This window comes from Nitrincola sp., assembly GCF_048264025.1.
In the GTDB taxonomy this organism is placed as follows: Bacteria; Pseudomonadota; Gammaproteobacteria; order Pseudomonadales; family Balneatricaceae; genus Nitrincola.
On the sequence record NZ_JBLXDN010000014.1, the window covers coordinates 18,970 to 40,039 of the forward strand.

18 protein-coding genes are annotated in these 21,070 nt (G+C 50.5%); 8 read left to right on the forward strand and 10 right to left on the reverse strand.

The genetic code is table 11. The annotated features are described in order from the left end of the window. The first annotated feature begins 1 nt into the window (after position 1). The 3 genes from ACN0R1_RS11680 to ACN0R1_RS11690 are packed head-to-tail and all read left to right on the forward strand — an operon-like array spanning position 2 to position 3,869. Positions 2 to 535 (forward strand): pilus assembly PilX family protein, encoded by a 534-nt coding sequence (locus ACN0R1_RS11680; RefSeq protein ID WP_417583019.1) that lies wholly within the window; start codon positions 2 to 4, stop codon positions 533 to 535. A 12-nt stretch (positions 536 to 547) separates the two neighbouring features. Beyond that, positions 548 to 3,493 (forward strand): PilC/PilY family type IV pilus protein, encoded by a 2,946-nt coding sequence (locus ACN0R1_RS11685; RefSeq protein ID WP_417583021.1) that lies wholly within the window; start codon positions 548 to 550, stop codon positions 3,491 to 3,493. After that, entirely contained in the window at positions 3,486 to 3,869 is a 384-nt protein-coding gene (locus ACN0R1_RS11690) for a type IV pilin protein (protein ID WP_417583023.1), read from the forward strand. The genes ACN0R1_RS11685 and ACN0R1_RS11690 overlap by 8 nt, the downstream gene beginning before the upstream one ends. Before the next feature lie 32 nt (positions 3,870 to 3,901). Here ACN0R1_RS11690 and ACN0R1_RS11695 read toward each other — a convergent pair whose 3' ends face one another. The 5 genes from ACN0R1_RS11695 to putA form a co-directional block, all read right to left on the reverse strand. After that, positions 3,902 to 4,609, reverse strand: coding sequence for a LytR/AlgR family response regulator transcription factor (locus tag ACN0R1_RS11695; protein ID WP_417583025.1), 708 nt, complete (start codon positions 4,607 to 4,609; stop codon positions 3,902 to 3,904). Continuing rightward, positions 4,590 to 5,618: a sensor histidine kinase gene (locus tag ACN0R1_RS11700; protein WP_417583027.1), complete on the reverse strand. Its 1,029-nt coding sequence runs from the start codon at positions 5,616 to 5,618 to the stop codon at positions 4,590 to 4,592. Before ACN0R1_RS11700 ends, ACN0R1_RS11695 begins: the two co-directional genes overlap by 20 nt. Before the next feature lie 73 nt (positions 5,619 to 5,691). Next, positions 5,692 to 5,991: a nucleotidyltransferase domain-containing protein gene (locus ACN0R1_RS11705; protein WP_417583029.1), complete on the reverse strand. Its 300-nt coding sequence runs from the start codon at positions 5,989 to 5,991 to the stop codon at positions 5,692 to 5,694. A gap of 181 nt (positions 5,992 to 6,172) precedes the next feature. Further along, positions 6,173 to 6,871 (reverse strand): hypothetical protein, encoded by a 699-nt coding sequence (locus ACN0R1_RS11710; RefSeq protein WP_417583031.1) that lies wholly within the window; start codon positions 6,869 to 6,871, stop codon positions 6,173 to 6,175. Next, positions 6,871 to 9,990 (reverse strand): bifunctional proline dehydrogenase/L-glutamate gamma-semialdehyde dehydrogenase PutA, encoded by a 3,120-nt coding sequence (gene putA, locus ACN0R1_RS11715; protein ID WP_417583033.1) that lies wholly within the window; start codon positions 9,988 to 9,990, stop codon positions 6,871 to 6,873. The genes ACN0R1_RS11710 and putA overlap by 1 nt, the downstream gene beginning before the upstream one ends. Before the next feature lie 197 nt (positions 9,991 to 10,187). Between putA and proC the strand changes: the two genes are divergently transcribed. Next, positions 10,188 to 11,018: a pyrroline-5-carboxylate reductase gene (gene proC, locus ACN0R1_RS11720; protein WP_417583035.1), complete on the forward strand. Its 831-nt coding sequence runs from the start codon at positions 10,188 to 10,190 to the stop codon at positions 11,016 to 11,018. Positions 11,019 to 11,035: 17 nt separating this feature from the next. On the opposite strand, the gene ACN0R1_RS11725 is transcribed toward proC, so the two are convergent. Beyond that, positions 11,036 to 11,965 carry an ornithine cyclodeaminase family protein gene (locus tag ACN0R1_RS11725; RefSeq protein ID WP_417583037.1) on the reverse strand — a complete coding sequence of 310 codons (930 nt, stop codon included), beginning with the start codon at positions 11,963 to 11,965 and terminating at the stop codon, positions 11,036 to 11,038. A gap of 57 nt (positions 11,966 to 12,022) precedes the next feature. Then, a complete protein-coding gene (locus ACN0R1_RS11730) occupies positions 12,023 to 12,808 on the reverse strand; it encodes a helix-turn-helix domain-containing protein (protein WP_417583039.1) in 786 nt (261 codons plus the stop codon). Positions 12,809 to 12,978: 170 nt separating this feature from the next. On the opposite strand from ACN0R1_RS11730, the gene hemE reads away from it, so the two are divergent. Both hemE and can read left to right on the forward strand, forming a co-directional pair. Then, the gene (gene hemE / locus ACN0R1_RS11735) at positions 12,979 to 14,043 is read left to right on the forward strand and encodes a uroporphyrinogen decarboxylase (protein WP_417583041.1); all 1,065 of its coding nucleotides are present in this window, start codon (positions 12,979 to 12,981) and stop codon (positions 14,041 to 14,043) included. 10 nt (positions 14,044 to 14,053) lie between these two features. Next, positions 14,054 to 14,710: a carbonate dehydratase gene (gene can, locus ACN0R1_RS11740; RefSeq protein WP_417583043.1), complete on the forward strand. Its 657-nt coding sequence runs from the start codon at positions 14,054 to 14,056 to the stop codon at positions 14,708 to 14,710. 143 nt (positions 14,711 to 14,853) lie between these two features. Here can and ACN0R1_RS11745 read toward each other — a convergent pair whose 3' ends face one another. Further along, positions 14,854 to 16,125: an O-acetylhomoserine aminocarboxypropyltransferase/cysteine synthase family protein gene (locus ACN0R1_RS11745; protein WP_417583045.1), complete on the reverse strand. Its 1,272-nt coding sequence runs from the start codon at positions 16,123 to 16,125 to the stop codon at positions 14,854 to 14,856. A 132-nt stretch (positions 16,126 to 16,257) separates the two neighbouring features. On the opposite strand from ACN0R1_RS11745, the gene radA reads away from it, so the two are divergent. Beyond that, a complete protein-coding gene (radA, locus tag ACN0R1_RS11750; RefSeq protein ID WP_417583047.1) occupies positions 16,258 to 17,643 on the forward strand; it encodes a DNA repair protein RadA in 1,386 nt (461 codons plus the stop codon). Positions 17,644 to 17,647: 4 nt separating this feature from the next. Here radA and ACN0R1_RS11755 read toward each other — a convergent pair whose 3' ends face one another. Further along, positions 17,648 to 18,016 (reverse strand): PilZ domain-containing protein, encoded by a 369-nt coding sequence (locus ACN0R1_RS11755; RefSeq protein WP_417583049.1) that lies wholly within the window; start codon positions 18,014 to 18,016, stop codon positions 17,648 to 17,650. Positions 18,017 to 18,216: 200 nt separating this feature from the next. On the opposite strand from ACN0R1_RS11755, the gene ACN0R1_RS11760 reads away from it, so the two are divergent. After that, the gene (locus ACN0R1_RS11760) at positions 18,217 to 19,305 is read left to right on the forward strand and encodes a GGDEF domain-containing protein (RefSeq protein ID WP_417583050.1); all 1,089 of its coding nucleotides are present in this window, start codon (positions 18,217 to 18,219) and stop codon (positions 19,303 to 19,305) included. Here ACN0R1_RS11760 and ettA read toward each other — a convergent pair. Next, positions 19,302 to 20,960: an energy-dependent translational throttle protein EttA gene (gene ettA / locus ACN0R1_RS11765; protein ID WP_417583052.1), complete on the reverse strand. Its 1,659-nt coding sequence runs from the start codon at positions 20,958 to 20,960 to the stop codon at positions 19,302 to 19,304. The genes ACN0R1_RS11760 and ettA overlap by 4 nt on opposite strands. Positions 20,961 to 21,070: the final 110 nt, after the last annotated feature.

Consider the following 21,070-nt stretch of genomic DNA (forward strand, 5'->3'; position numbering starts at 1 on the left):
TATGACTTGCTATCCTGAAGTAAAAAAAATTAAGCAGACGGGTTCAGCGCTGATAATTGCACTAATTGTCATGGTTCTTGTGTCAGTTCTCGGTCTGAGTGCAATTCGTTCTAGTAATTTCAGTACTAAAGTTGCCACGGGAATACAAGCTGATGCAATGACATTTGAAGCAGCTGAAACAATAATTGCTGCTACCTATAGCTCATTGTCAGTTTTAGATGATAGTGAATTATATGATGACGTAGAGCCAGGCATGCAGTCCTGTATGACAACGGATGGCCTTGTTGTAGGTGCCTGTGGTGATAATGATTTGATGGATGAGCGAGGTCTTATTAAGGGTGAAAGCCTGGCTTATTTTGATGGCTATCAGGCGATAGAAGGTCATCAGGTTAGTGTAACCGGTAGTGGTGTTTTATTTGTTGACTATAAAACCAATATTTTGTCTACGAGTAAAATGGAATCATTTAATATACAAAATAATCACTTGCAGGAGTCTTTGAAGAAAGGCTTGAAAGCAGGTTCAGAACTTGAATAGTGGAGAAGCAAAATGAAACCTACAAATAATTTTTTATTTGCTGCTCTAATGATTGTAAGTGCCATATTATATCCCACATACGGCTATGCTGATGATACGGAGATTTATTTTGCACAAGCAACGGCCGATGATGATGAAAATCAGGTTGCTGCAAATGTTATGGTGCTAATTGATACTTCAGGCAGTATGTGTGATCCAAGGCCCTCAGGTAGTAGGAACTGTGCAGATAGTCGAACTCCTATGTCTGATTTAAGAATTGCATTTTCAACATTAATCGACGGCTTATCAGATGATATAAAGCTGGGGCTTGCAAAATTCAATGGTGGTTATGATAACTCCGGTTATGGTGGCTATGTTTTTTATCCCGTTTCTGAGATGACTGATACTGCAAAGACAGAAGTTAAATCAATTGTTAATCAGTTAAAAGGAACTTCGAATACACCCATCATGGAAGCTTATTCAGAAGTGGCGCGATACATGTTGGGAATGGCTCCAAGTAATTATGCAAAAAGAGGAGAGGCTATTACCAACACACCTAGACCTGCTGTGAATATGAATGAAAAAGATGTTTATCAATGTATAAGATGGTGGCAGAATGGAAGTTGTCGAGAGTATGGATGGGTAAAAGAATGGGAAAGTGATGCTTTTTATCAATCCCCCATCAATATGAATAATCAATGTGAGACGAATCACGTTGTTGTAATGACTGATGGTGCTCCAACCCAAGATAATGATTATACAAGTGTAAGAACGTTAGCGGGTGGATCTTGTAACAGTAGCTACGCTTGCCAAGGTGATTTAGCTGAGTGGCTTCAAGGTGATTCACCTAATAATATGAAGCCCATTAAAACCTGGCAGATTGCATTTGGGATCAGTGAAGGCACCGATCCAGCAGATAGGATGGGTAATGTAGCTGAAGATGGAGGTACAGAAAATGTCTATTTTGCTGATAATGCCGAAGAGTTAGCTCAGGCTTTTCTTGAAATATTTAATTTAATTGATGCTGAATCAAAATCCATATCAGCCCCTGGTGTGGCTGTAAACACAATGAATAGATTCCAGTACCTTGACCAACTTTTTTATGCCGTGTTTCAGCCTGTTGAAAGTAGCTTTTGGGAAGGTAATTTAAAGCGTTATAAGTTGAGTGGAACTACAATCATCGATTCACTAGATAATAATGCTATTGATGATGATTCGGGGTATTTCAGTGATGATTCAAAAAGCTTCTGGAGTAGTGCGGTAGACGGTCGCGATGTTGAGAAAGGCGGGGCTAGAGAGCAAGTCAGTGGGAGAAATCTATACTTCACTGATACGGTTGGTGGGGCATTAAAAAAATTAAGCTGGAGTAGTACTACAGTGCCCTCAGATGATTTGATAGGCGCAAGTACTGAAATTGAAAGAGAGTTAATCTTTGATGAGTTGGGTGTGATGTGGGGTGATCCACTACATAGTCAGCCTATAATGATCAACTATGGTACCAATGAAAATAATAATTACGTTTTTGTCTCTACCAATGCAGGCATGCTGCATGCAATAGATGCCCAGACAGGGGAAGAGGCATTTTCCTTTATGCCTTATGAAATGCTATCAAAAGCTGATGAATTTACTATCAGGCGTCCAGGTTTAAACCTTGATAATTCTCGTCAGCTGTATGGTCTTGACGGTAGTTGGACTGCTTGGAGAAAGGCTGGAAATACATCAAGTTCAGCACCTGAACATGTATACCTCTATGGTGGAATGAGACGTGGTGGCCAGCATTATTATGCACTGGATGTTACTGACCCTGACGCACCTGAAATGTTGTGGCAAATCAGTAATGCCACTACTGGATTTGAAGATCTTGGGCAGACTTGGTCAACACCAACTCTTACTAAAATTCCGACTGCTGATGGTGCCATTCCTGTATTGGTATTTGGTGGTGGGTACAGTCCAACCGATCATGATAACTACGAGGAGCGAACTGAGAGTGATCAGCAGGGAAATGCAGTTTATTTCGTAAATGCGGTTACGGGTGAGTTAGTATGGTCGATAGGTGGTAGTAGCCATGTTAATCAACAAGTCACTGATATGAAGTGGTCAATACCATCAGGTATTTCTATAGTTGATACAGACTTTGATGGTTTAGCTGACCATTTATATTTTGGTGATTTAGGTGGCCAGGTTTTTAGAATTAGTATTGGTGGTATTGACCCAGATACAAAAAAACCACAGCACACAGTGACTAAGTTAGCGAATCTTGGTGGTACTGGTGCAAACCATAGACGTTTTTATGAAGCCCCTGCAGTAGCAATTTCAAATGGTAATCTTGTAGTTACTATTGTTTCGGGTTATCGCGCACATCCTTTGGATGATAGTACCAATGAAGCTATATTTGTCATTAAAGATCCAGCAGCACTGTATCCTGTAGCGCATGTTGAAGCTAATACAGGAAATATGATTGATGTCACTAATGATACTTCAGGAGTATCTGTCACTTCTTTGTATAGGGGGTGGTATTACTACCTTGAAACAGGTGAAAAAGGTTTATCCTCACCTGTCATTTATCAGAATAAAATACTCTTCACAACCTATGAACCTTCAGTTGACCAAGAGCAGGATAATCCTTGCGTTGTCCGCTATGGTGCTGCGTATTTACATACGGTTTCACTAGCAAATGGTTCGGCGCAAAGTATTTCTGGCAACGAAGATGGTGGCGGGGAAGGAGAGGCACCTCTTTCGAGACGACAGGACCTTAAACAAACTACTCCACCACCAACACCTACACTAATAGTGAACGAAGATGGTGAAGTTGTAGTCGTCGTAGGTACAGAGATTGTTGATGATACAGAGCTTGGTGATAGTCGTATCAGAAAACGCCGGTGGATGCAGTTGTCACCAGATGCGGCGAATACTATTATAGATGATCAGGGTTTTGGCAACGAGGAAGAGAGTGAAGATGAGCAGGGTTCTGATGATTAAAATAGATCGCTTTACTCCAATCAAAGGGTTTTCATTAATAGAATTAATGATTGTCGTGGCGATAGTGGCAATACTTGCTGCTGTTGCCTACCCTGCTTATACACGCCATATTCAAGATACAAGAGAAACAGAGGCGCAGGCCAAAATACTAGAGTTTTCGGGGGAGTTGGAAATGTATCGCGCAAAGAATTTTTCCTATGCCGGTGCTACTATAAATAATGTGATGCCAAGTTTACAAAACGATGATTTTTATAACTATGTATTGGCCTTAGGTGCTAATAATCAGTCTTATACTATAACAGCTACCCCTAGAGGCATGATGGTAGGTAGAGCTAATTTGGTGCTGGATAGTACTGGAAATGCCTCATGGGAGTGATCTTTAGCTCTACTTGTATAGAAAAGTATTATTTACTTTAGTATTTTTTTCACAGTTGCTAACTGCCTTCTGCTAACCTCTAGAAGGCAGTTAGATTCTTTTAAGCGAATATAATTTTTTAAGTGTTTGTTGCAGCCAGATTCAACTCTAGCTGCATTGACTAGAATGCCTCTACGCACTTTTAATACTAGTCCGTCATACTTTTCTTCCAACTGCTTCAGACTCTGCTCAACAATCGCTTCCCCGCCATCAAACACCATCTTCACTATTTTATCCTCAGCCATAAAATACTGTACTTTTTCAAAGCGAATACGGCGCAGGCTATTGCCTATTTGGTAGCTGATCCAGGGGTTCAGTTCTTCATTTCTTTCCAGATGAGCTCGCGTATGCATACCCAGACGGGAGAGGGCAGTGGTTAGTCTTTCTGGATCAACAGGCTTGAGCAGGTAATCAGCCGGGCTGACGCGATAGGCATCCAGTGCATGTTCCGGATGAGCGGTTACAAAAATAATAGCAGGTGGAATTTGTCTGGCATTGAGCTGTTCAGCAACGGACAAACCATCACTGCCGGGCATTTCGATATCCAGCAATACCAGATCAGGCTTGAGTGCTTCAACTTGTGCTATAGCCTCTTCACCATTGCTGGCTTCACCCACACAGACATAATCAGGGTGTGCTAACAGCAAACGCTTTAGCCTTGAGCGGGCGAGGGGTTCATCATCAACGATCAGTGTGCGCATAAGGAATAACCAGTTTAACGCGATAGTGGTTATCGATTGTACCTGTTATCAGCTTAGCTTGTTCACCTGATAAGAGTTCAAGGCGTTTACGAATATTGTCAATCGCCATGCCGTTGCCTTTAAGGCGAGCCGGCTTTTCTCCGGCTGGATTGGTTATCAGCAGTGTGATGTTTTGCTCGCTTTGCAACAGGCAGACAGAAATACTGCCTCCCGTGGTGATGCGTTCAATTCCATGGCCTACAGCATTCTCCAACAAGGGCTGTAGGGTGAGTGCTGGCAGGGGCGTGTCAGGTAGCGGGTCCGGCAGATCCCAGGTGATACTGAGTCGATCTCCCAGGCGCCAGCGTTCCAGGTCGATATAAGCCTTTGCCAGGGCGATTTCAGCCTTTAGTGTCGAGGCTTCGCCAGCATTCAAGGCGGCACGAAACAGGCTGGACAGGTTGAGTAACGCCGCTTCGGCGGCTTCCGGGTCTTCTCGGGTCAGCTCTGCAGCGGTGTTCAGACTATTGAATAGAAAGTGTGGTCGTATGCGTGCTTGCAGCGCGTCCAGCTCAGCGCGTGACTGGGCGGCAATACGTTGATTGCGTTCCAGATGCATCAGGTAAAATTGCAGGCCGATAATACCGACGATCAGTGCAATGGTTAGATTGTGCAGTATAAACCAACTGAGGTTCACCTGGGGTTCCCAGCCTTTTTCCGTAAGCAGGACAAAAGCTGCCAGGCTGACGAGTGTGGTACAGGTGAGGAGTATCGCAAAAGCACAGGCGGCGAGACGTTTTGCGGATATGTTGGGGCGGTACTTTTGTAACTGACAGAGCAATAGCAGGGTAAGTAAGGCCACCCATTGTACGAACAGGGTACTTAATCCCAATCGAAACCAGCGATCTTCCACGGCGCCGGGTGCCAGTGCCAGGAGTATCGCCACAGCTTGCGCCAGCACGGTTGCACGTAAAACCAGCTTGCTGCTGCAAAGCGAGGTGCCAGGGGGGGCAGTGTGCAGGTTCAGCATGGTTTTAGCCTTTATAGCTTAATAACTACATCAAGTTCGGGTGGTAGCTCAGTGGTAACGTCCTTGTTGTAATTCATACAGGTTGGCCGGTTAGTTGTGCTTGTTGGTGTATTGAGTTGATTGCGGTTTCTGGGTCAATAACTAATACATCAATAGGTTGATCACCCAGGTGAACCTGAAGCCTGGCGGTTAACCGAAGTGTTTTTTCGAGCTTGTTTGGAATGATTTCGTGGCTTTCAATCAGCAAGTCAATATCACCACCTCTAAGCGAATCGTGTAGTCGTGAACCAAAAAGTTGGATGGAAATATCCTTACCGAATATTTCATCAGCACATTGACGAATGATGTGGCGCTGGCGTGTTGTGAGTCGCAAAACGCATCCCCTTTCCTTTAATAACTCAAGTAGCTTTAGTATAGAGCTAAGGCCATATCTATACAAAGGGCGCTTCGGAGGCTTCAAGGGGTCAGCTTTCTTGATATTTGCAAGGCTAGTGAGGTAATGCAGGACTGATGAAAAGAAAAGGGGCATTTACCTGCCCCCTTATTACTTGTACTTAAAGCTCGGTACTCCCCAGCTCCAGCAGTGTTGCATTACCACCCACAGCGGTAGTGTTGATGGTGCGCGTACGCTCCGTTACAAAGCGCAACAGGTGATCGGGCTGTAACAGGTGCGTGCAGGCTTGTGGATCGGTTTCACTCACCAGCTGTACCAGTAGACCCTTGCGCTGTGCCAGGTGTCGGTTGATGTCGCGCGCTTGCGCGGCTGTACACACTGGCGCTATCACGGCGATCCCTTCAAGTGCCAGTAAAGGTTCCAGTTCAGCTTCCGACAGGTAATGAATAACCCCCTTGGGTAAACCAAACGTGTGCACTTTTTCCACCAGGCTACGAGCCCAATCCGGCTGTTGCGGCCAATGCAATAGCACGCAGTTACCACAGGCCAGTGCGGTGATTAGTTGCCCGACCAGGGCAACTTCTGTTGCTGTAGCATCGCCAGTGACCAGTACAACACCCCGTCCATTCAGGTAGAGTTCGTTAGATTCTCCTGTTGGCCCTGGCATCACCTGAATAGGTTCCAGCGTGATAGTACGGTCCAGCAGTTGCTTCAGCAGTGTCTGAATTTTGGCATCACGCAGTGCTGGCAGTTCGCTGGCGAGTTTTTTCAGGCGCTCACTGCGCTGGGTGAACCCCAGGTGGTTCCAGGCTTCCCAGGCGGCTTGAGCCTGACTTATGCGAGAAACTGTTGTGCTCATCAGTGAGTCTCCTGAACAGGTGTAAGTTGGGTGTAACGCATCAGGTAGTGTGGACCGCCTGCTTTAGGGCCGGTACCGGAAAGGCCCTGGCCACCGAATGGCTGCACACCTACGGCAGCACCTATCTGGTTACGGTTGATGTAGCAGTTACCCACGCGGATGCGTGATTCAATATGGGATGCAGTACGCTCGTTACGGCTGTGAATGCCCAATGTCAGGCCATAGCCGGTGGCATTGATCTCATTAATGAGTTTGTCCAGCTGGCTGGCTTTGTAGCGCAGCAGATGGATGATCGGGCCAAATTGCTCACGTCCCAGCTCTGAAATAGACTGAATTTCAAATGCCGAGGGTGGGACAAAGGTGCCGTGCTCACAGACGGCGGGCAGTGGCGTTTGTGCAATGAAATTGGTGGACGCTTTCATCTTGTCGATATGCGCAAGGAGCCCGGCTTGGGCATCCTTATCGATCACTGGGCCAACATCGGTGCTGTGTAAACGTGGATCACCTACAACCTGTTCTGCCATGGCTCCCTTGAGCAATTCGATAATGCGATCGGCAATATCTTCCTGGACACACAAAATACGCAGAGCTGAACAGCGTTGACCAGCGGATGCGAAACCTGATAGCACGGCATCGTTAACAACCTGCTCAGGCAGTGCAGTGGAATCCACAATCATGGCGTTCTGGCCACCGGTTTCGGCAATAAACGGAACCGGATCGGTATCGCGTTTGGCCAGTGCCCGGTTAATTAGCTGTGCCGTTTCCGTGGAGCCGGTAAAGGCCACACCGCTAATGCGTGGATCAGAGGTGAGCGGTGCACCGACACCAGCACCATCACCAGGTAACAGGCAGAAAGCATTGCCCGGTATGCCTGCTTCGAAAATCAGCTCGGCGGCGCGGCTGGCAATCAGACTGGTTTGTTCAGCCGGTTTGGCAATGACGCTATTACCAGCGGCAAGAGCCGCGGTGATCTGTCCAAGGAAAATCGCCAGCGGGAAGTTCCAGGGGCTGATGCACACAAACACACCGCGACCCTGACGCTGCCACAGGGCCTGGCCTCCTTCAAGTTGGCTAAGGCTGATGGGACGGCTGCAATGCTGTTCGGCTTGATTGGCGTAATAGCGGCAGAAATCGACCGCTTCACGTACTTCATCTATTGCATCCTGAATGGTTTTTCCAGCTTCCATATGGCAGATGGCACAGAGTTCAGCCAGATTATCTTCTAGCAGGTCTGCCAGTTTACGCAGTGCTTCCGCACGTACCTTAACCGGTGTGTTGCTCCAGCCAGCATAGCCTTCTTGCGCGGCGTTGATGGCTTTATCCACCAGTTCAGCGTTGGCAAACTTGGCTTCACCGACGGTGATGCGGTTGTCATGTGGTGCTGTTACCGCGTGGCCGGGTAGATCAGCAATTGCTTCGCCATTGATAAAAGGCTGTGCCAGCCATTGCTGAGTGGTAAAGCGTTTGACATCCGCGCTGAACGGCAGCCACTGTGATTCAATTTCAATGTTTGGGCTGTAGGAGTTGGCGCGGTCTTCAAAAATACCCACCGGCAGTGGAATCTGCGGATTGCTGAGGGTTTTACGCTTAGTGAGAGTGGTGTAAGGATGCTGAACCAGATCGCTGATTGGGCAGCGGGCATCAACCAGACGGTGTACAAACGAGCTGTTAGCACCATTTTCCAGCAGGCGGCGTACCAGGTAGGGCAGCAGGTCTTTATGGCTGCCGACAGGTGCATAAATACGTACGCTGACACCGGCCTGTTTGACCACGCGGTCATACAGCGCATCACCCATGCCGTGCAGGCGCTGGAATTCAAATTGATCATGCTTTGCCAGTGTCATGATATTGGCAACGGTGTGCGCGTTATGACTGGCAAACTGAGGCCAGATCAGGCCCTTGATCTGTTCGCTCAGCAGGAAGCGGGCACAAGCCAGGTAGGATACGTCGGTGCTTTCTTTACGGGTCCATACTGGGTAGCCATCCAGGCCTTTCTGCTGGCAAAGTTTGATCTCGGTGTCCCAGTAAGCGCCTTTGACCAAGCGTACCGGAATCAGGTCACCCTGTTCATTGGCCAGAGCGGCCAGCCAGGCCAATACGGCGAGGGCGCGTTTGGAATAGGCCTGTACCACCAGACCAAAACCACCCCAGCCCTGACAGGCCGGATCACGGTATAGTTTGGCAAACAGGTGCAGTGATAATTCTAACCGGTCCATCTCTTCCGCATCGATGGTAATGGCAACATTCAGCGAGCGCGCTTTCTTGATCAACTGCAGCACGCTGTCAAACAGCTCGGTCATCACCCGTGATTCCTGCCCGACTTCATAGCGTGGGTGCAGTGCTGACAGTTTGATGGAGATGCTTGGACGTGGACCCTGTACTTTTTTGTCTACGAAATTACCTGTGTACTCGATGGCACTCATGTAGTCATCGAAGTATTTTTTGGCATCTTTGCTGGTCAGCGCCGCTTCGCCGAGCATGTCGAAGGAATAGGTATAGCCTTTCTGGCGGTATTCACTGCCGCGTTTCATCGCTTCATTGATGGTGCGACCCAGCACAAACTGGTGTCCCATCACTTTCATCGCTTGTTGCATCGCCTTGCGAATAACCGGTTCACTCATGCGATTGACCAGGCGGTTAATGATGCCGCTGGCAGAGCCATCTTCCTTCTCATCCATAGTGACAACTTTACCGGTGAGTAATAAGCCCCAAGTGGAGGCGTTCACCAGTAGTGAGTCGGAGTTGCGCAGGTGTTTTTTCCAGTCGGCAACACTCAGTTTGTCACGGATCAGTGCGTCAGCTGTGTCAGCATCGGGTACACGCATCAGCGCTTCGGCCAGACACATCAGTAGAATGCCTTCTTTGGTATCCAGACTGTATTCCAGTAACAACGCATCAATCATGTGGATTGAGTCGCCATCAGCGCGAACCTGTTCAATCAGGCGGGTGGCTTTGTCTTCGGAATCCTTGATTTCATGCTCATCAGGCTTGGCCAGAGGCATTAGCTCACGCAGCCAGGTGTCTTCATCGATAGAGTAAAGTGGAGAAATCGCTTGCCAGAGCTCAGTCGTGGGCTGCTTGATCCAGGCTGGATCCATTACATCTTGCGGTTTGAACATAGTGCAGTCCTCAATTTTGACTTCACGCAGAATTTTTATCATGACACCACTGTAAGTATAAGAGCACATCCACGTCTTGCAGGATTCTCCTGATGTTTTTATGAATACTCCTGTTACGGGGGTAATGCTGCTGTGAATGATGGTGTTGCGTGCGTGCTGGCATTACACTTTAGAAAACTGACTGCGAGGAGGCTGTTATGCCAATGCCCACGAAAAAAATTACATTTATCGGTGCCGGTAATATGGCCGGTGCGATTTTCAAAGGTCTGCTGGCTAACGGCTATCCATCTGATGCCATTACAGCGACCGCGCCTGATGCTGATCACCTGCAGACACTGAAACAAAGTCTTAACATCCACGTGACTACCGATAACCTGGCGGCTGTTGCTGATGCCGAGGTAATCGTGCTGGCAGTGAAGCCTCAGGTAATGCAGGGGGTTTGTCGTGAAATCGCATCTTCGGTGTGTCGTACCCGCCCGTTGATTATTTCCGTAGCCGCTGGTTTACAAGCCGAAACACTCAATGCCTGGTTGGGTGGTGAGCATGCCATTATCCGCTGTATGCCGAACACGCCCTCACTAGTGGGTGCAGGAGCCAGTGGCTTGTATGCACTGCCGAGTGTGCAGCCTGAACAGCGCGATTTTGCTAATCAGTTGCTTAGCGGTGTGGGGCTGGCAGAGTGGGTCGATCAAGAGTCATTGCTGGATGTGGTCACTGCGATTTCTGGCAGTGGACCGGCGTATTTCTTTATGATCTTTGAGGCGATGGAAAAAGCCGCTGTCGAAATGGGCATGCCCGCTGATGCCGCGCGTCGGTTAATCCTGCAGACAGGATTAGGCGCCGTGCGTATGGCTCAAGAAACGGGTGAAGAGCCTGCACAGCTCAAGCGCAATGTGATGTCACCCAACGGCACCACCGAACGTGCCATCCACACCTTTGAGGCGGAAGGTATGGAGGCTATGTTTGTTAAAGCCATGCAGGCTTGTGCGGATCGGGCTGATGAGCTGGCGCGGGAACTGGCGAACTGATGGGTGCCGCCTAGCTACTAACTGGCGGCTGTTTTATCCAAAATATGCTGTGCCGTCATCAAATCCAGATGTGCGCCGCCGCCATTCTTGTACAGGGTGATATCGTCGGGGCTTAAGCGACCGGGGGCATCGCGCACCAGATCATAGAGGTCTGCCAGAACATCGGCTTCGGTGATAGCGCCGGATTCAATCGGTTTGATCAGTTCACCTATCTCTCCGAGGGTGGTTTTACGTGAATCGACAAATACGCGGCTGACCTGCATGGCTTTATCATCCGCTTCGCGCATATCAGCCCGGAAAGCGCCGATCAGATCCAGGTGAGTGCCGGGTTGCAGCCAGGCACCTTGGATGATCGGATCGACACTGACTGTCGCTGAGCTGATGATGTCAGCTTGCATCACGGCGTCTTGCAGTGATTCAACAGCGGTGCCACCCACCTGGGCGGCCAGCTTCTCAGCATTACTGAAGGTGCGGTTCCAGACCAGAATGCGTTTGATCGATGGAAAGAGTTGCGGGTAGGCTTGCGCCAGTGTGGACGCGATGGTGCCTGCGCCGACCAGCAACAGGGTTTCGCTGTCTTTTCGTGCCAGTAAAGAGGCACCTAGCAAGGAGTCGGCCACGGTTTTCCAGCGGGTGATAGTAGCGCCATCGATCAAGGCCTTAACCTGACCATCCTGATCATCAAACAGCACAAACACGCCTTGAACAGTCGGTAGGGGTGTAGGGCGGGATGGATTATCGGGAAAAACAGAGACTGTTTTTAAGCCTACGCCAAAGCCGGGAATCCAGGCGGCACGGTTGAGCATACCTCCCTTATCCATTTTCAGGTGCAGGTCGGCAATGGTGGCTTGCGGTGTCAGGTGGGATTGTTTCAGTGCGGCCACCAGGCCTTCCCAGGTAAGTGCGCTATCGGCATCGGTCGCTGAAATATAGATAGGCGTAGACATCATCGGTTCCTTGTTGTCTTTGAGCTGGATTTGATAGGTGAGTTTGATCTTAGCAGATCAGGACTGGGTCGCAGAAGGGGGCGTTTTACGGTAGCGGGCTGGGGATATGTTCAGGTGTTGGGTGAAGGCGCGTGTCAGGGCGCTCTGGTTGGTAAAGCCGAAGCGTCCGGCTATCTCGATCAAGGGGTCGTCGGTTAAGGTGAGTGCATCTTGTGCACCTTTTAGACGTTTGTTGAGAATGTACTGTTGTGGGGTCATGCCAGTTTGCAGACGAAAGCGATCGAAGAACTGGCTGCTGCTGAGGAATACCAGACCGGCCAGTTCACTGACTCGAATCTTGCGCTCGATATGCAGGGTAATGTAGTTGTCGATAACATCCATATTGATTTTGCCCGGCAGGCGCACTCGGTGATAGCCTGCCAGTTGTTGATCCAGATGGCGTTGCAAGGCGCAGACAATGGCATTGCTACAGGCGCTTTGTAATAGGGCATCATCTGGATTTTTTTGCATTTCACGGCTGAGGGCGGCAATCAGGACTTGCAGCTCGCTGCTGCAGTGGATAAAGCGTGATTGGTTAAACAGGGCATCAATACGCGGTTGCAGCAGCTGATCCGGGTTGATGGGAGCCAGGTTGAGCACCACAATGCTGTTGTCTCCCACACCGCGAAAGGCATGATCAGTGGCGCAGGGGAGCAGGCAGCCGATACCTGAGCCTACCGGTTTGGTATGCCCAGCAATATCAAACTCTGTTGCGCCCTCCAGGCCAAACACCAACTGATGGTGGTTATGGTCATGATGCTCTGCACTTTCTGGAAGGCTGATAACTTCAGCCTGTTTAACCAATTACGCTCACTTTTAGTCAGGATGGTTGTATCTTAATCGTTTTATGCTAGGCCCATCATAGCATAGCTTCAAAAACTAGCCGATATGCTTTCAATCCAGCCAGAAATTTTATCTGAATCCAGTTACAATACGCGCAACAAATTTTCAGTAGACTACAGGACCCTGTTGTTATGGCCGAACTCAAGAATGATCGCTTCCTTCGCGCATTACTGCGTGAACCCGTCGATATGACACCTGTATGGATGATGCGCCAGGCAGGTCGTTATCTGCCAGAGTATAAGGCTACACGTGCACAGGCCGGTGATTTTATGAGTCTGTGCAAGAATGCTGAGCTGGCCTGTGAGGTCACCTTGCAGCCACTGGAACGTTACGACCTGGATGCTGCCATTCTATTCTCTGACATTCTCACCATTCCAGATGCCATGGGCCTGGGTTTGTACTTTGAAACGGGCGAAGGTCCCCGTTTTCGCAAAATCATTCGCACCGCCGCTGATGTGGAGGCCTTGCCGATACCTAAAGCGGCCAGTGATCTCGATTATGTGATGAATGCGGTGAAGACCATTCGCTCAGCCTTGAATGGTCGCGTGCCGTTGATTGGCTTTTCCGGCAGTCCCTGGACGCTGGCAACTTATATGGTTGAAGGCGGTTCCAGTAAAGATTTCCGTCATATCAAGCAGATGATGTATGCCACACCCGAGGTGATGCACCAGTTGCTGGATAAGCTGGCGCAGTCAGTGACCGACTACCTGAATGAACAGATTTGCAGTGGTGCTCAGGCGGTACAGATATTTGATACCTGGGGTGGCGTACTCAGTCCGCAAATGTATATGGAGTTTTCACTGCGTTACATGCGTCAGATCGTCGATGGGCTGATCCGTGAGCATGATGGCCGTAAGGTGCCAGTGATACTCTTTACCAAAAACGGTGGTCAGTGGTTAGAAACCATGGCCGAAACCGGTGCCGATGCGCTGGGTCTGGACTGGACCACCAATATTGATGATGCTCGCCGTCGGGTTGGCGATAAGGTGGCGCTACAGGGCAATATGGACCCGTCAGTGCTGTATGCCTCACCTGAGCGTATTCGTGCTGAAGTGGCGGATATTCTGGAACGTTTTGGGCCAGGTGAAGGGCATGTGTTCAATTTGGGGCATGGCATACACCAGTTTGTTGATCCGGCCAGTGCGGGCGTGTTTGTAGATGCGGTGCATGAGCTGAGTGCCAAGTACCATCAGTGAGGAGTGGGAGATGAAAAAACTGTCACCCTTATTTGACAAGAATAAGATCTGGTCAGAGCGAATCCGCAATGAGTCACCGGATTTTTTTCCGACACTGGCGGCCCAGCAGGCCCCTGAATACCTGTGGATCGGTTGTTCCGATAGCCGTGTGCCAGCTAACGAAATCGTGGACCTGTTACCCGGTGAGCTGTTTGTGCATCGCAATGTATCCAATCTGGTGGTGCATACCGATATGAATTGCTTGTCAGTACTCCAGTATGCGGTGCAGGTGCTCAAGGTCAAACACGTCATGGTGGTGGGCCACTATGGTTGTGGTGGCGTCAAGGCGGCACTGGATGCGCGCTCCAATGGCTTGATTGATAACTGGCTGGGGCATATCCGTGATGTCTACTACAAACACCGCCAACTGGTGGGTGAGTGGCAGGCAAATGAGGTACAGTTTGACCGTATGTGTGAGTTGAATGTCATCGAGCAGGCCGAAAATGTCTGTAACACCACGGTGATGCGCGAAGCCTGGGCGCGGGGGCAGGATGTCACGGTGCATGGCTGGATCTACGGTTTGCAGAATGGTTTGCTCACTGATTTGAACTTCTGTGTCAGCGCTGATGATGACGTTGATGCAGAGTATGAGCGTGCTGTGGGGCGGGTTCGGCGGCTGGCTGAATAAGGTTTGGCTATACCGGTGTTGGGCGGGCGTATAAGGTCGGGTTGGCTGGATAAGGTCGAGCCAGGCTCGACCTTATCCACCCTCTGTGAGATCGGTAGTAGCATGTAGGCCGCTTGTTTGCGGTTTATATGCTACTGATGTTGTCAGACTTTGCTCAATGCCTGTTCCAGATCCGCGAGCAGATCATCGATATGTTCGATACCAATCGACAGGCGCACCATTTCCGGAGAGACGCCTGCTGATTTGAGCTCTTCATCGTTCAGCTGACGGTGGGTGGTTTCGGCGGGTATGGAGGCCAGTGACTTGCAGTCGCCGATATTGACCAGCCGCAGGAAGATTTCCAGTGCATCATAGAAGCGGCGAGTGGCTTCACGTCCGGCTTTCAGACCGAAGCTAAGAATGCCTGAGGCCTGACCCTGCATATATTTCTGTGCCAGTGCATGATCCTTGTGTTCAGGCAGACCAGCATAATTCACCCAGGCAACCGCATCATGCTGCTGCAGGAAAGCAGCGACCTTGGCGGTGTTTTCACAGATACGCTCCATGCGCAGACTGAGGGTTTCCAGGCCTTGCAGCAGCAGGAACGCATTCATGGGAGACAGGGCAGCACCCATATTGCGCAGTGGTACGACGCGGCAGCGCCCGATAAAGGCAGCTGGTCCGAAAGCGTCGGTATACACCACGCCGTGGTAAGACACATCAGGCGTGTTCAGCAGCGGGAAGCGCTCCTTGTGTTCCGCCCAAGGGAATTTACCTGAATCGACAATCACGCCACCGATGGAGTTGCCATGCCCGCCAATATATTTGGTCGCCGCGGTGACGATAATGTCGGCACCCTGTTCAATGGGGCGCCAGAGGGCCGGGCTGGGTACGGTGTTGTCGACCACTAACGGAATGCCGTGGCGGTGGGCAATTTCAGCCAGGGTTTCTATGTCAGAGATGCCACCCGACGGGTTCCCTACGGATTCACAGTAGAGCATTTTGGTACGTGAATCGATCTGCGCTTCGATAGCGGCAAAGTCATCTTTATTGACAAAGCGTACATTGATGCCCTGACGTGGCAGAGTGTGGGCGAAAAGATTGTAAGTCCCACCATACAGCTCACAGGTAGAAACAATATTATCACCGGTTTCTGCCAGGGTTTGGATAGTATAGGTAATCGCGGCCATGCCGGAGGCAACAGCCAGACCGGCAATACCGCCCTCGAGTGCGGCAACACGTTGTTCCAGCACGTCGTTGGTCGGGTTCATGATGCGAGTGTAGATATTGCCGGGTACTTTGAGGTCAAACAGATCGGCACCGTGCTGCGCATCATCAAAAGCGTAAGAAGTGGTCTGATAAATGGGAACTGCGGCGGCTTTGGTGGTTGGATCGGGGCTATAACCGGCGTGCAGCGCTAGAGTTTCAAGTTTCATTGGAATATCTCTGTTTTGTTAGTGTTATGTCAGCCAGTGGCTGGAGGTGGTATGTAAAGTAGCAGATTTTGGCTTTGTCTGGCCATCACGTTACAATCCTGCCAGTTAATTTTCTTCGGTCCGGGAGTGGACATGGCTAAAGCAAAATCCGCGTATGTCTGTAATGACTGTGGGGCTGATTATAGCAAGTGGCAGGGGCAATGTAGTGCTTGTGGTGCCTGGAATACCCTGACCGAGGTGCGGCTCAGTAGCGTCTCGTCTGCTGGTTCTGCCCGGGGTGCCCGATTTGATGGCTATGCCGGGGACGCTGGCCTGAGTGCGCATAAGCGCGTTGTCAGCCTGGGCGAGGTGAATCTTGAGGCCATGCCTCGCATTCCAACCGGTACGGGTGAGTTGGATCGTGTGCTCGGCGGTGGTCTGGTGCCGGGTTCTGCCGTGTTGATTGGCGGGCATCCGGGGGCCGGTAAAAGCACCCTGTTATTACAAACCTTGTGCCATCTCGCTGGACAGTATCCCGCGCTTTATGTCACCGGTGAGGAATCTTTGCAGCAGGTGGCTCTGCGTGCGTCCCGCTTGGGGCTGAAAGCGGATCATCTAAAAATGCTGTCGGAAACTTCCGTAGAGACTATCTGTGATGTGGCGCAGGAGCTCAAGCCGAAGGTGATCGTTATCGATTCGATTCAGGTGATGCATGTAGCGGATGTGCAGTCAGCCCCTGGCTCTGTATCCCAGGTGCGTGAGTCGGCCGCTTATCTGACGCGCTTTGCCAAGCAAACCGGTACGGTGTTGTTTTTGGTGGGTCATGTGACCAAAGATGGCTCATTAGCTGGCCCTAAAGTATTGGAGCATATGATTGACTGTTCTCTGCAGTTGGAAGGCTCGTCTGACAGCCGTTTCCGCACCCTGCGCAGTCACAAAAACCGCTTTGGCGCTGTGAATGAGCTGGGCGTGTTTGCGATGCTGGAAACGGGTTTAAAAGAGGTGCGTAATCCCAGCTCTATTTTCCTGACCCGGGGGGATGAGCCCAGTGCGGGTAGTGTGGTGATGGTGGTCTGGGAAGGCACGCGCCCCTTGCTGGTTGAGCTGCAGGCATTGGTGGATGAGTCGCATTTATCTAATCCGCGCCGTGTGGCGGTGGGGTTGGATCAGAATCGTCTGGCGATGTTGTTGGCGGTATTGAATCGTCATGGCGGGTTGATGACCGGTGATCAGGATGTGTTTGTCAATGTGGTGGGGGGCGTTCGTGTGCTGGAAACCAGTGCCGACCTGGCGCTGTTGTTGGCCATTGTTTCCAGTTTTCGTGATCAGGCTCTACCGCATGAACTGATCGTGTTTGGCGAGGTAGGCTTGTCGGGTGAAATTCGCCCTGTACCGAATGGTCAGGAGCGTATTCGTGAAGCGGCCAAGCACGGGTTCAAAAGAGCGATAGTGCCTAAGGCCAATGTGCCCAAGGAGCCCGTGCCGGGAATTCAGGTGATCGGTGTCAGTATTCTGGCTGATGCGCTTGATCAGATTTAGGCGCTTAATCTAGCACCATCTGTTCCAGTTCCCGTTCCAGCAGAGCCTCATCACCCAGGTTCAGTTCGAGCAGGCGGCGCAGGTGGGACATACTATCCAGATCTATTTCTTTGACAAAAAAACCGTAATTTGGAGGCTCAGCGTAATTCAGCTGGGTTTTCATGCGGATCAGTACGTCATTGGCGAGGTAAATGTTAATTTCTGCTTCGCCGCCAATATCCAGTGCCAGAGGGTGGTTGAACTGCAATAACACACCGCGCAGTGAAATATCGATCAGCTGCATTACAATAGCGCCACCGCTGTAATGCACTTCGCATTCGGCATCAAAGTTGATGCGGGTGAAGCGGCGGCGGTCTTGTTCGTTAGTGTTCACTGTGTTTTTCCTCATTAAATATCTCTCGCCTCTAACTGAATCAGGCAGGAGATTGATTCCATTTTAGCAAAACTTGCACAACAGCGTTAATCACTTGCTTTGTTTATGGAGTCTGACTTAAGAGTCAGTTATCCTTCTGATAAATTAACACATACTATCTGGCGCTGTCTGCTGCCACTGGATGGGAAAGGGGTGAATTGATGTATCCGATTCTTGAGTTGTTTTCAGCTCGGGGCCATACGCACTATTTTCAACATACGCGTAGCTTCTATACCTATCGCCGCGTGCGGGTTATTGCACTGATTCTGGCAGTTCTTCAAAGTGCCTGGATTCTGGTTGATCACTATTTATTACCGGCTGATGTGCAACTGCCGATCGCCATAGCGCGCGTGCTGAGCAGCCTATTCTTTCTTGGATTATTCTGTTGGGGACAGCGCCCCTACAGTCCTCGCTTGGCATTACTGCGTCAATTGCTGTTGTTTCTGGTGCTGACAGCGTTTCACACCTTCAGTACGGCGTTGTTGATTATTCACGGTCATGAGCAGAGTGTGGCCGGTTATCAGTTTTTCCCGTTCATGATTATCAGCATGATGGCAATTTTCCCCTTGGCTATCGTGGAAGTGCTGGGGTTGACCTTGTTGCTGCTGCTGGTCGAGCTGGTGACACAGCTTTCCAGGGGCAATTTGGGTGATGTGTCTGCAATCAATAATCTTTGGTTGTTGTTGGTGCTGGCGGTGGTTGCCGGTTGGGCCGCGGTGAATCAGTTGAATATGCTGTTGGTACTCTATCGGCAGGCTACCCGTGATGCGCTGACCGGGCTGGCTAACCGGCGCCTGATTCTTGAACAGTTGGATACCGATATGGCCTTATCAAAGGATGCCGGGAAACCGCTGGCTGTTCTGCTGTTCGATCTGGATAAGTTTAAGGGCTTTAACGATACCTACGGTCATGCCGCCGGTGATATCGTGCTTAAATATTTTGCCGGTATCTTGAAAAAGCATACGCGCAAAAAACTGGATCTGGCCGGTCGTTTTGGCGGTGAGGAATTCTTGATGGTGTTGCCGGGGATGAGTGCCGCTGAGGCTTCGGTTGTAGCTGAATCTATCGGCAAAACGTGCCGTGAGGTCAGTGTCCAGGTACCCAGTGGTGAGAAGGTCGGCTTTACCACCAGTATAGGGATTGCTGTATTGAAAAAAGGTGAGACTCAGTCTGAGTTGATCCGGCGCGCCGACGAGGCTCTGTATAAAGCCAAGGACAGCGGCCGGGATCAGTTTAAACTGGCGGATTAATGCATCCGCTTGTACTTGATGCGCTCCGGCTGGTGATCCTTGCCGTGGCGCTTGCGGTAGTCTTCAGCATACTCCGTGTAGTTGCCTTCAAAGAAGGCCACGGTAGAGTCCCCTTCGTAGGCGATCATGTGCGTACACACGCGATCGAGGAACCAGCGGTCATGCGAGATCACCACGGCTGAGCCGGGGAAAGCCAGAATGGCTTCTTCCAGGGCGCGCAGGGTTTCCACGTCCAGATCGTTGGTGGGCTCATCCAGTAGCAGCACGTTGCCGCCCTCTTTCAGCAGCTTGGCCATATGCAGGCGGTTTCGCTCACCACCGGACAGATCCTTGACGAACTTCTGCTGATCAGCGCCCTTAAAGTTAAAGCGACCACAATAGGCTCGCGCCGGAGTCTGATAGGTGCCAACCGTAATAATATCCTGTCCGCCGGAGATCTCTTCAAACACGGTTTTGTTGCCTTCCAGTTCACGTGACTGGTTAACATAGGACAGCTTCACCGTGCTGCCGATTTCAATCTCACCAGAATCAGGTTGTTCCTCGCCACTGATCATGCGGAACAGCGTGGATTTACCCGCACCGTTCGGTCCGATGATGCCAACGATGGCACCCGGTGGAATCGACAGGCTGACGTTTTCAAATAACAGCTTGTCATCATAGGATTTGGTGACGTTGTGTAGCTCAATGACTTTGTCGCCCAGGCGCGGTCCAGGTGGAATGTAGATTTCCTGGGTTTCATTGCGCTGCTGGAACTCGCGGGAGTTCATCTCTTCAAACTGCTTGATGCGCGATTTGGACTTGGCCTGTCGCCCTTTGGCACCCTGGCGTACCCATTCCAGCTCAGCCTGAATCGCTTTGCGATGTGAGGCTTCCTGCTTGGCTTCGGCGGCAAGGCGTTGGTCTTTCTGTTCGAGCCAGGAGGAGTAGTTGCCCTCGTAAGGGATACCACGGCCACGGTCCAGCTCCAGAATCCAGCCAGCGGCGTTATCCAGGAAGTAGCGGTCATGGGTGATGGCTACCACTGTGCCGGGATATTCCTGCAGGAAGCGTTCGATCCAGGCGATAGATTCAGCATCCAGATGGTTAGTAGGCTCGTCCAGCAGCAGCATGTCCGGGTGATCCAGCAGCAGACGGCACAGGGCCACGCGGCGGCGCTCACCACCGGAGAGTACCGCAACTTGTGTATCCCAGGGGGGCAGGCGCAGGGCGTCGGCGGCGCGCTCCAGGGCGTTGTCGAGGTTGTGACCGTCTTTGGCCTGAATCAGGTTTTCCAGTTCGGCCTGTTTTTTGGCCAGTTCATCAAAGTCAGCATCAGGATCCGCGTAGGCCGCATAGACGGCATCCAGCCCAGCCAGTGCATCTTTGACATCGGCGACGGCTTCTTCAACCACTTCACGCACGGTCTTGCTGTCATCCAGCTCAGGTTCCTGTGGCAGGTAACCCACCTTAATGCCGGGCATAGGCTGGGCTTCGCCGATATATTCCTGATCAAGGCCGGCCATGATTTTCAGCAGTGAGGATTTACCGGAACCATTCAGGCCGAGTACGCCGATCTTGGCACCAGGGAAAAACGACAGTGAAATATCTTTTAGAATTTCGCGTTTGGGTGGCACGATTTTGCCAACGCGGTTCATGCTGTATACGTATTGAGCCATGCAATGCATCCGTCGAAAAATGAGATACGGGAAATGATAGCTAAATTCTACCCGTGTGAGTCAACGAATGCGAATGACAAACAGCAACTCGGTGGCTGAGCGACAATAAG

Coding starts and splice junctions, on each gene's coding strand:
- ACN0R1_RS11680 (WP_417583019.1), top strand. CDS start 2: ATGACTTGCTATCCTGAAGTAAAAAAAATTAAGCAGACGGGTTCAGCG.
- ACN0R1_RS11685 (WP_417583021.1), top strand. CDS start 548: ATGAAACCTACAAATAATTTTTTATTTGCTGCTCTAATGATTGTAAGT.
- ACN0R1_RS11690 (WP_417583023.1), top strand. CDS start 3,486: ATGATTAAAATAGATCGCTTTACTCCAATCAAAGGGTTTTCATTAATA.
- ACN0R1_RS11695 (WP_417583025.1), bottom strand. CDS start 4,609: ATGCGCACACTGATCGTTGATGATGAACCCCTCGCCCGCTCAAGGCTA.
- ACN0R1_RS11700 (WP_417583027.1), bottom strand. CDS start 5,618: ATGCTGAACCTGCACACTGCCCCCCCTGGCACCTCGCTTTGCAGCAGC.
- ACN0R1_RS11710 (WP_417583031.1), bottom strand. CDS start 6,871: ATGAGCACAACAGTTTCTCGCATAAGTCAGGCTCAAGCCGCCTGGGAA.
- putA (WP_417583033.1), bottom strand. CDS start 9,990: ATGTTCAAACCGCAAGATGTAATGGATCCAGCCTGGATCAAGCAGCCC.
- proC (WP_417583035.1), top strand. CDS start 10,188: ATGCCAATGCCCACGAAAAAAATTACATTTATCGGTGCCGGTAATATG.
- ACN0R1_RS11725 (WP_417583037.1), bottom strand. CDS start 11,965: ATGTCTACGCCTATCTATATTTCAGCGACCGATGCCGATAGCGCACTT.
- hemE (WP_417583041.1), top strand. CDS start 12,979: ATGGCCGAACTCAAGAATGATCGCTTCCTTCGCGCATTACTGCGTGAA.
- can (WP_417583043.1), top strand. CDS start 14,054: ATGAAAAAACTGTCACCCTTATTTGACAAGAATAAGATCTGGTCAGAG.
- ACN0R1_RS11745 (WP_417583045.1), bottom strand. CDS start 16,125: ATGAAACTTGAAACTCTAGCGCTGCACGCCGGTTATAGCCCCGATCCA.
- radA (WP_417583047.1), top strand. CDS start 16,258: ATGGCTAAAGCAAAATCCGCGTATGTCTGTAATGACTGTGGGGCTGAT.
- ACN0R1_RS11760 (WP_417583050.1), top strand. CDS start 18,217: ATGTATCCGATTCTTGAGTTGTTTTCAGCTCGGGGCCATACGCACTAT.
- ettA (WP_417583052.1), bottom strand. CDS start 20,960: ATGGCTCAATACGTATACAGCATGAACCGCGTTGGCAAAATCGTGCCA.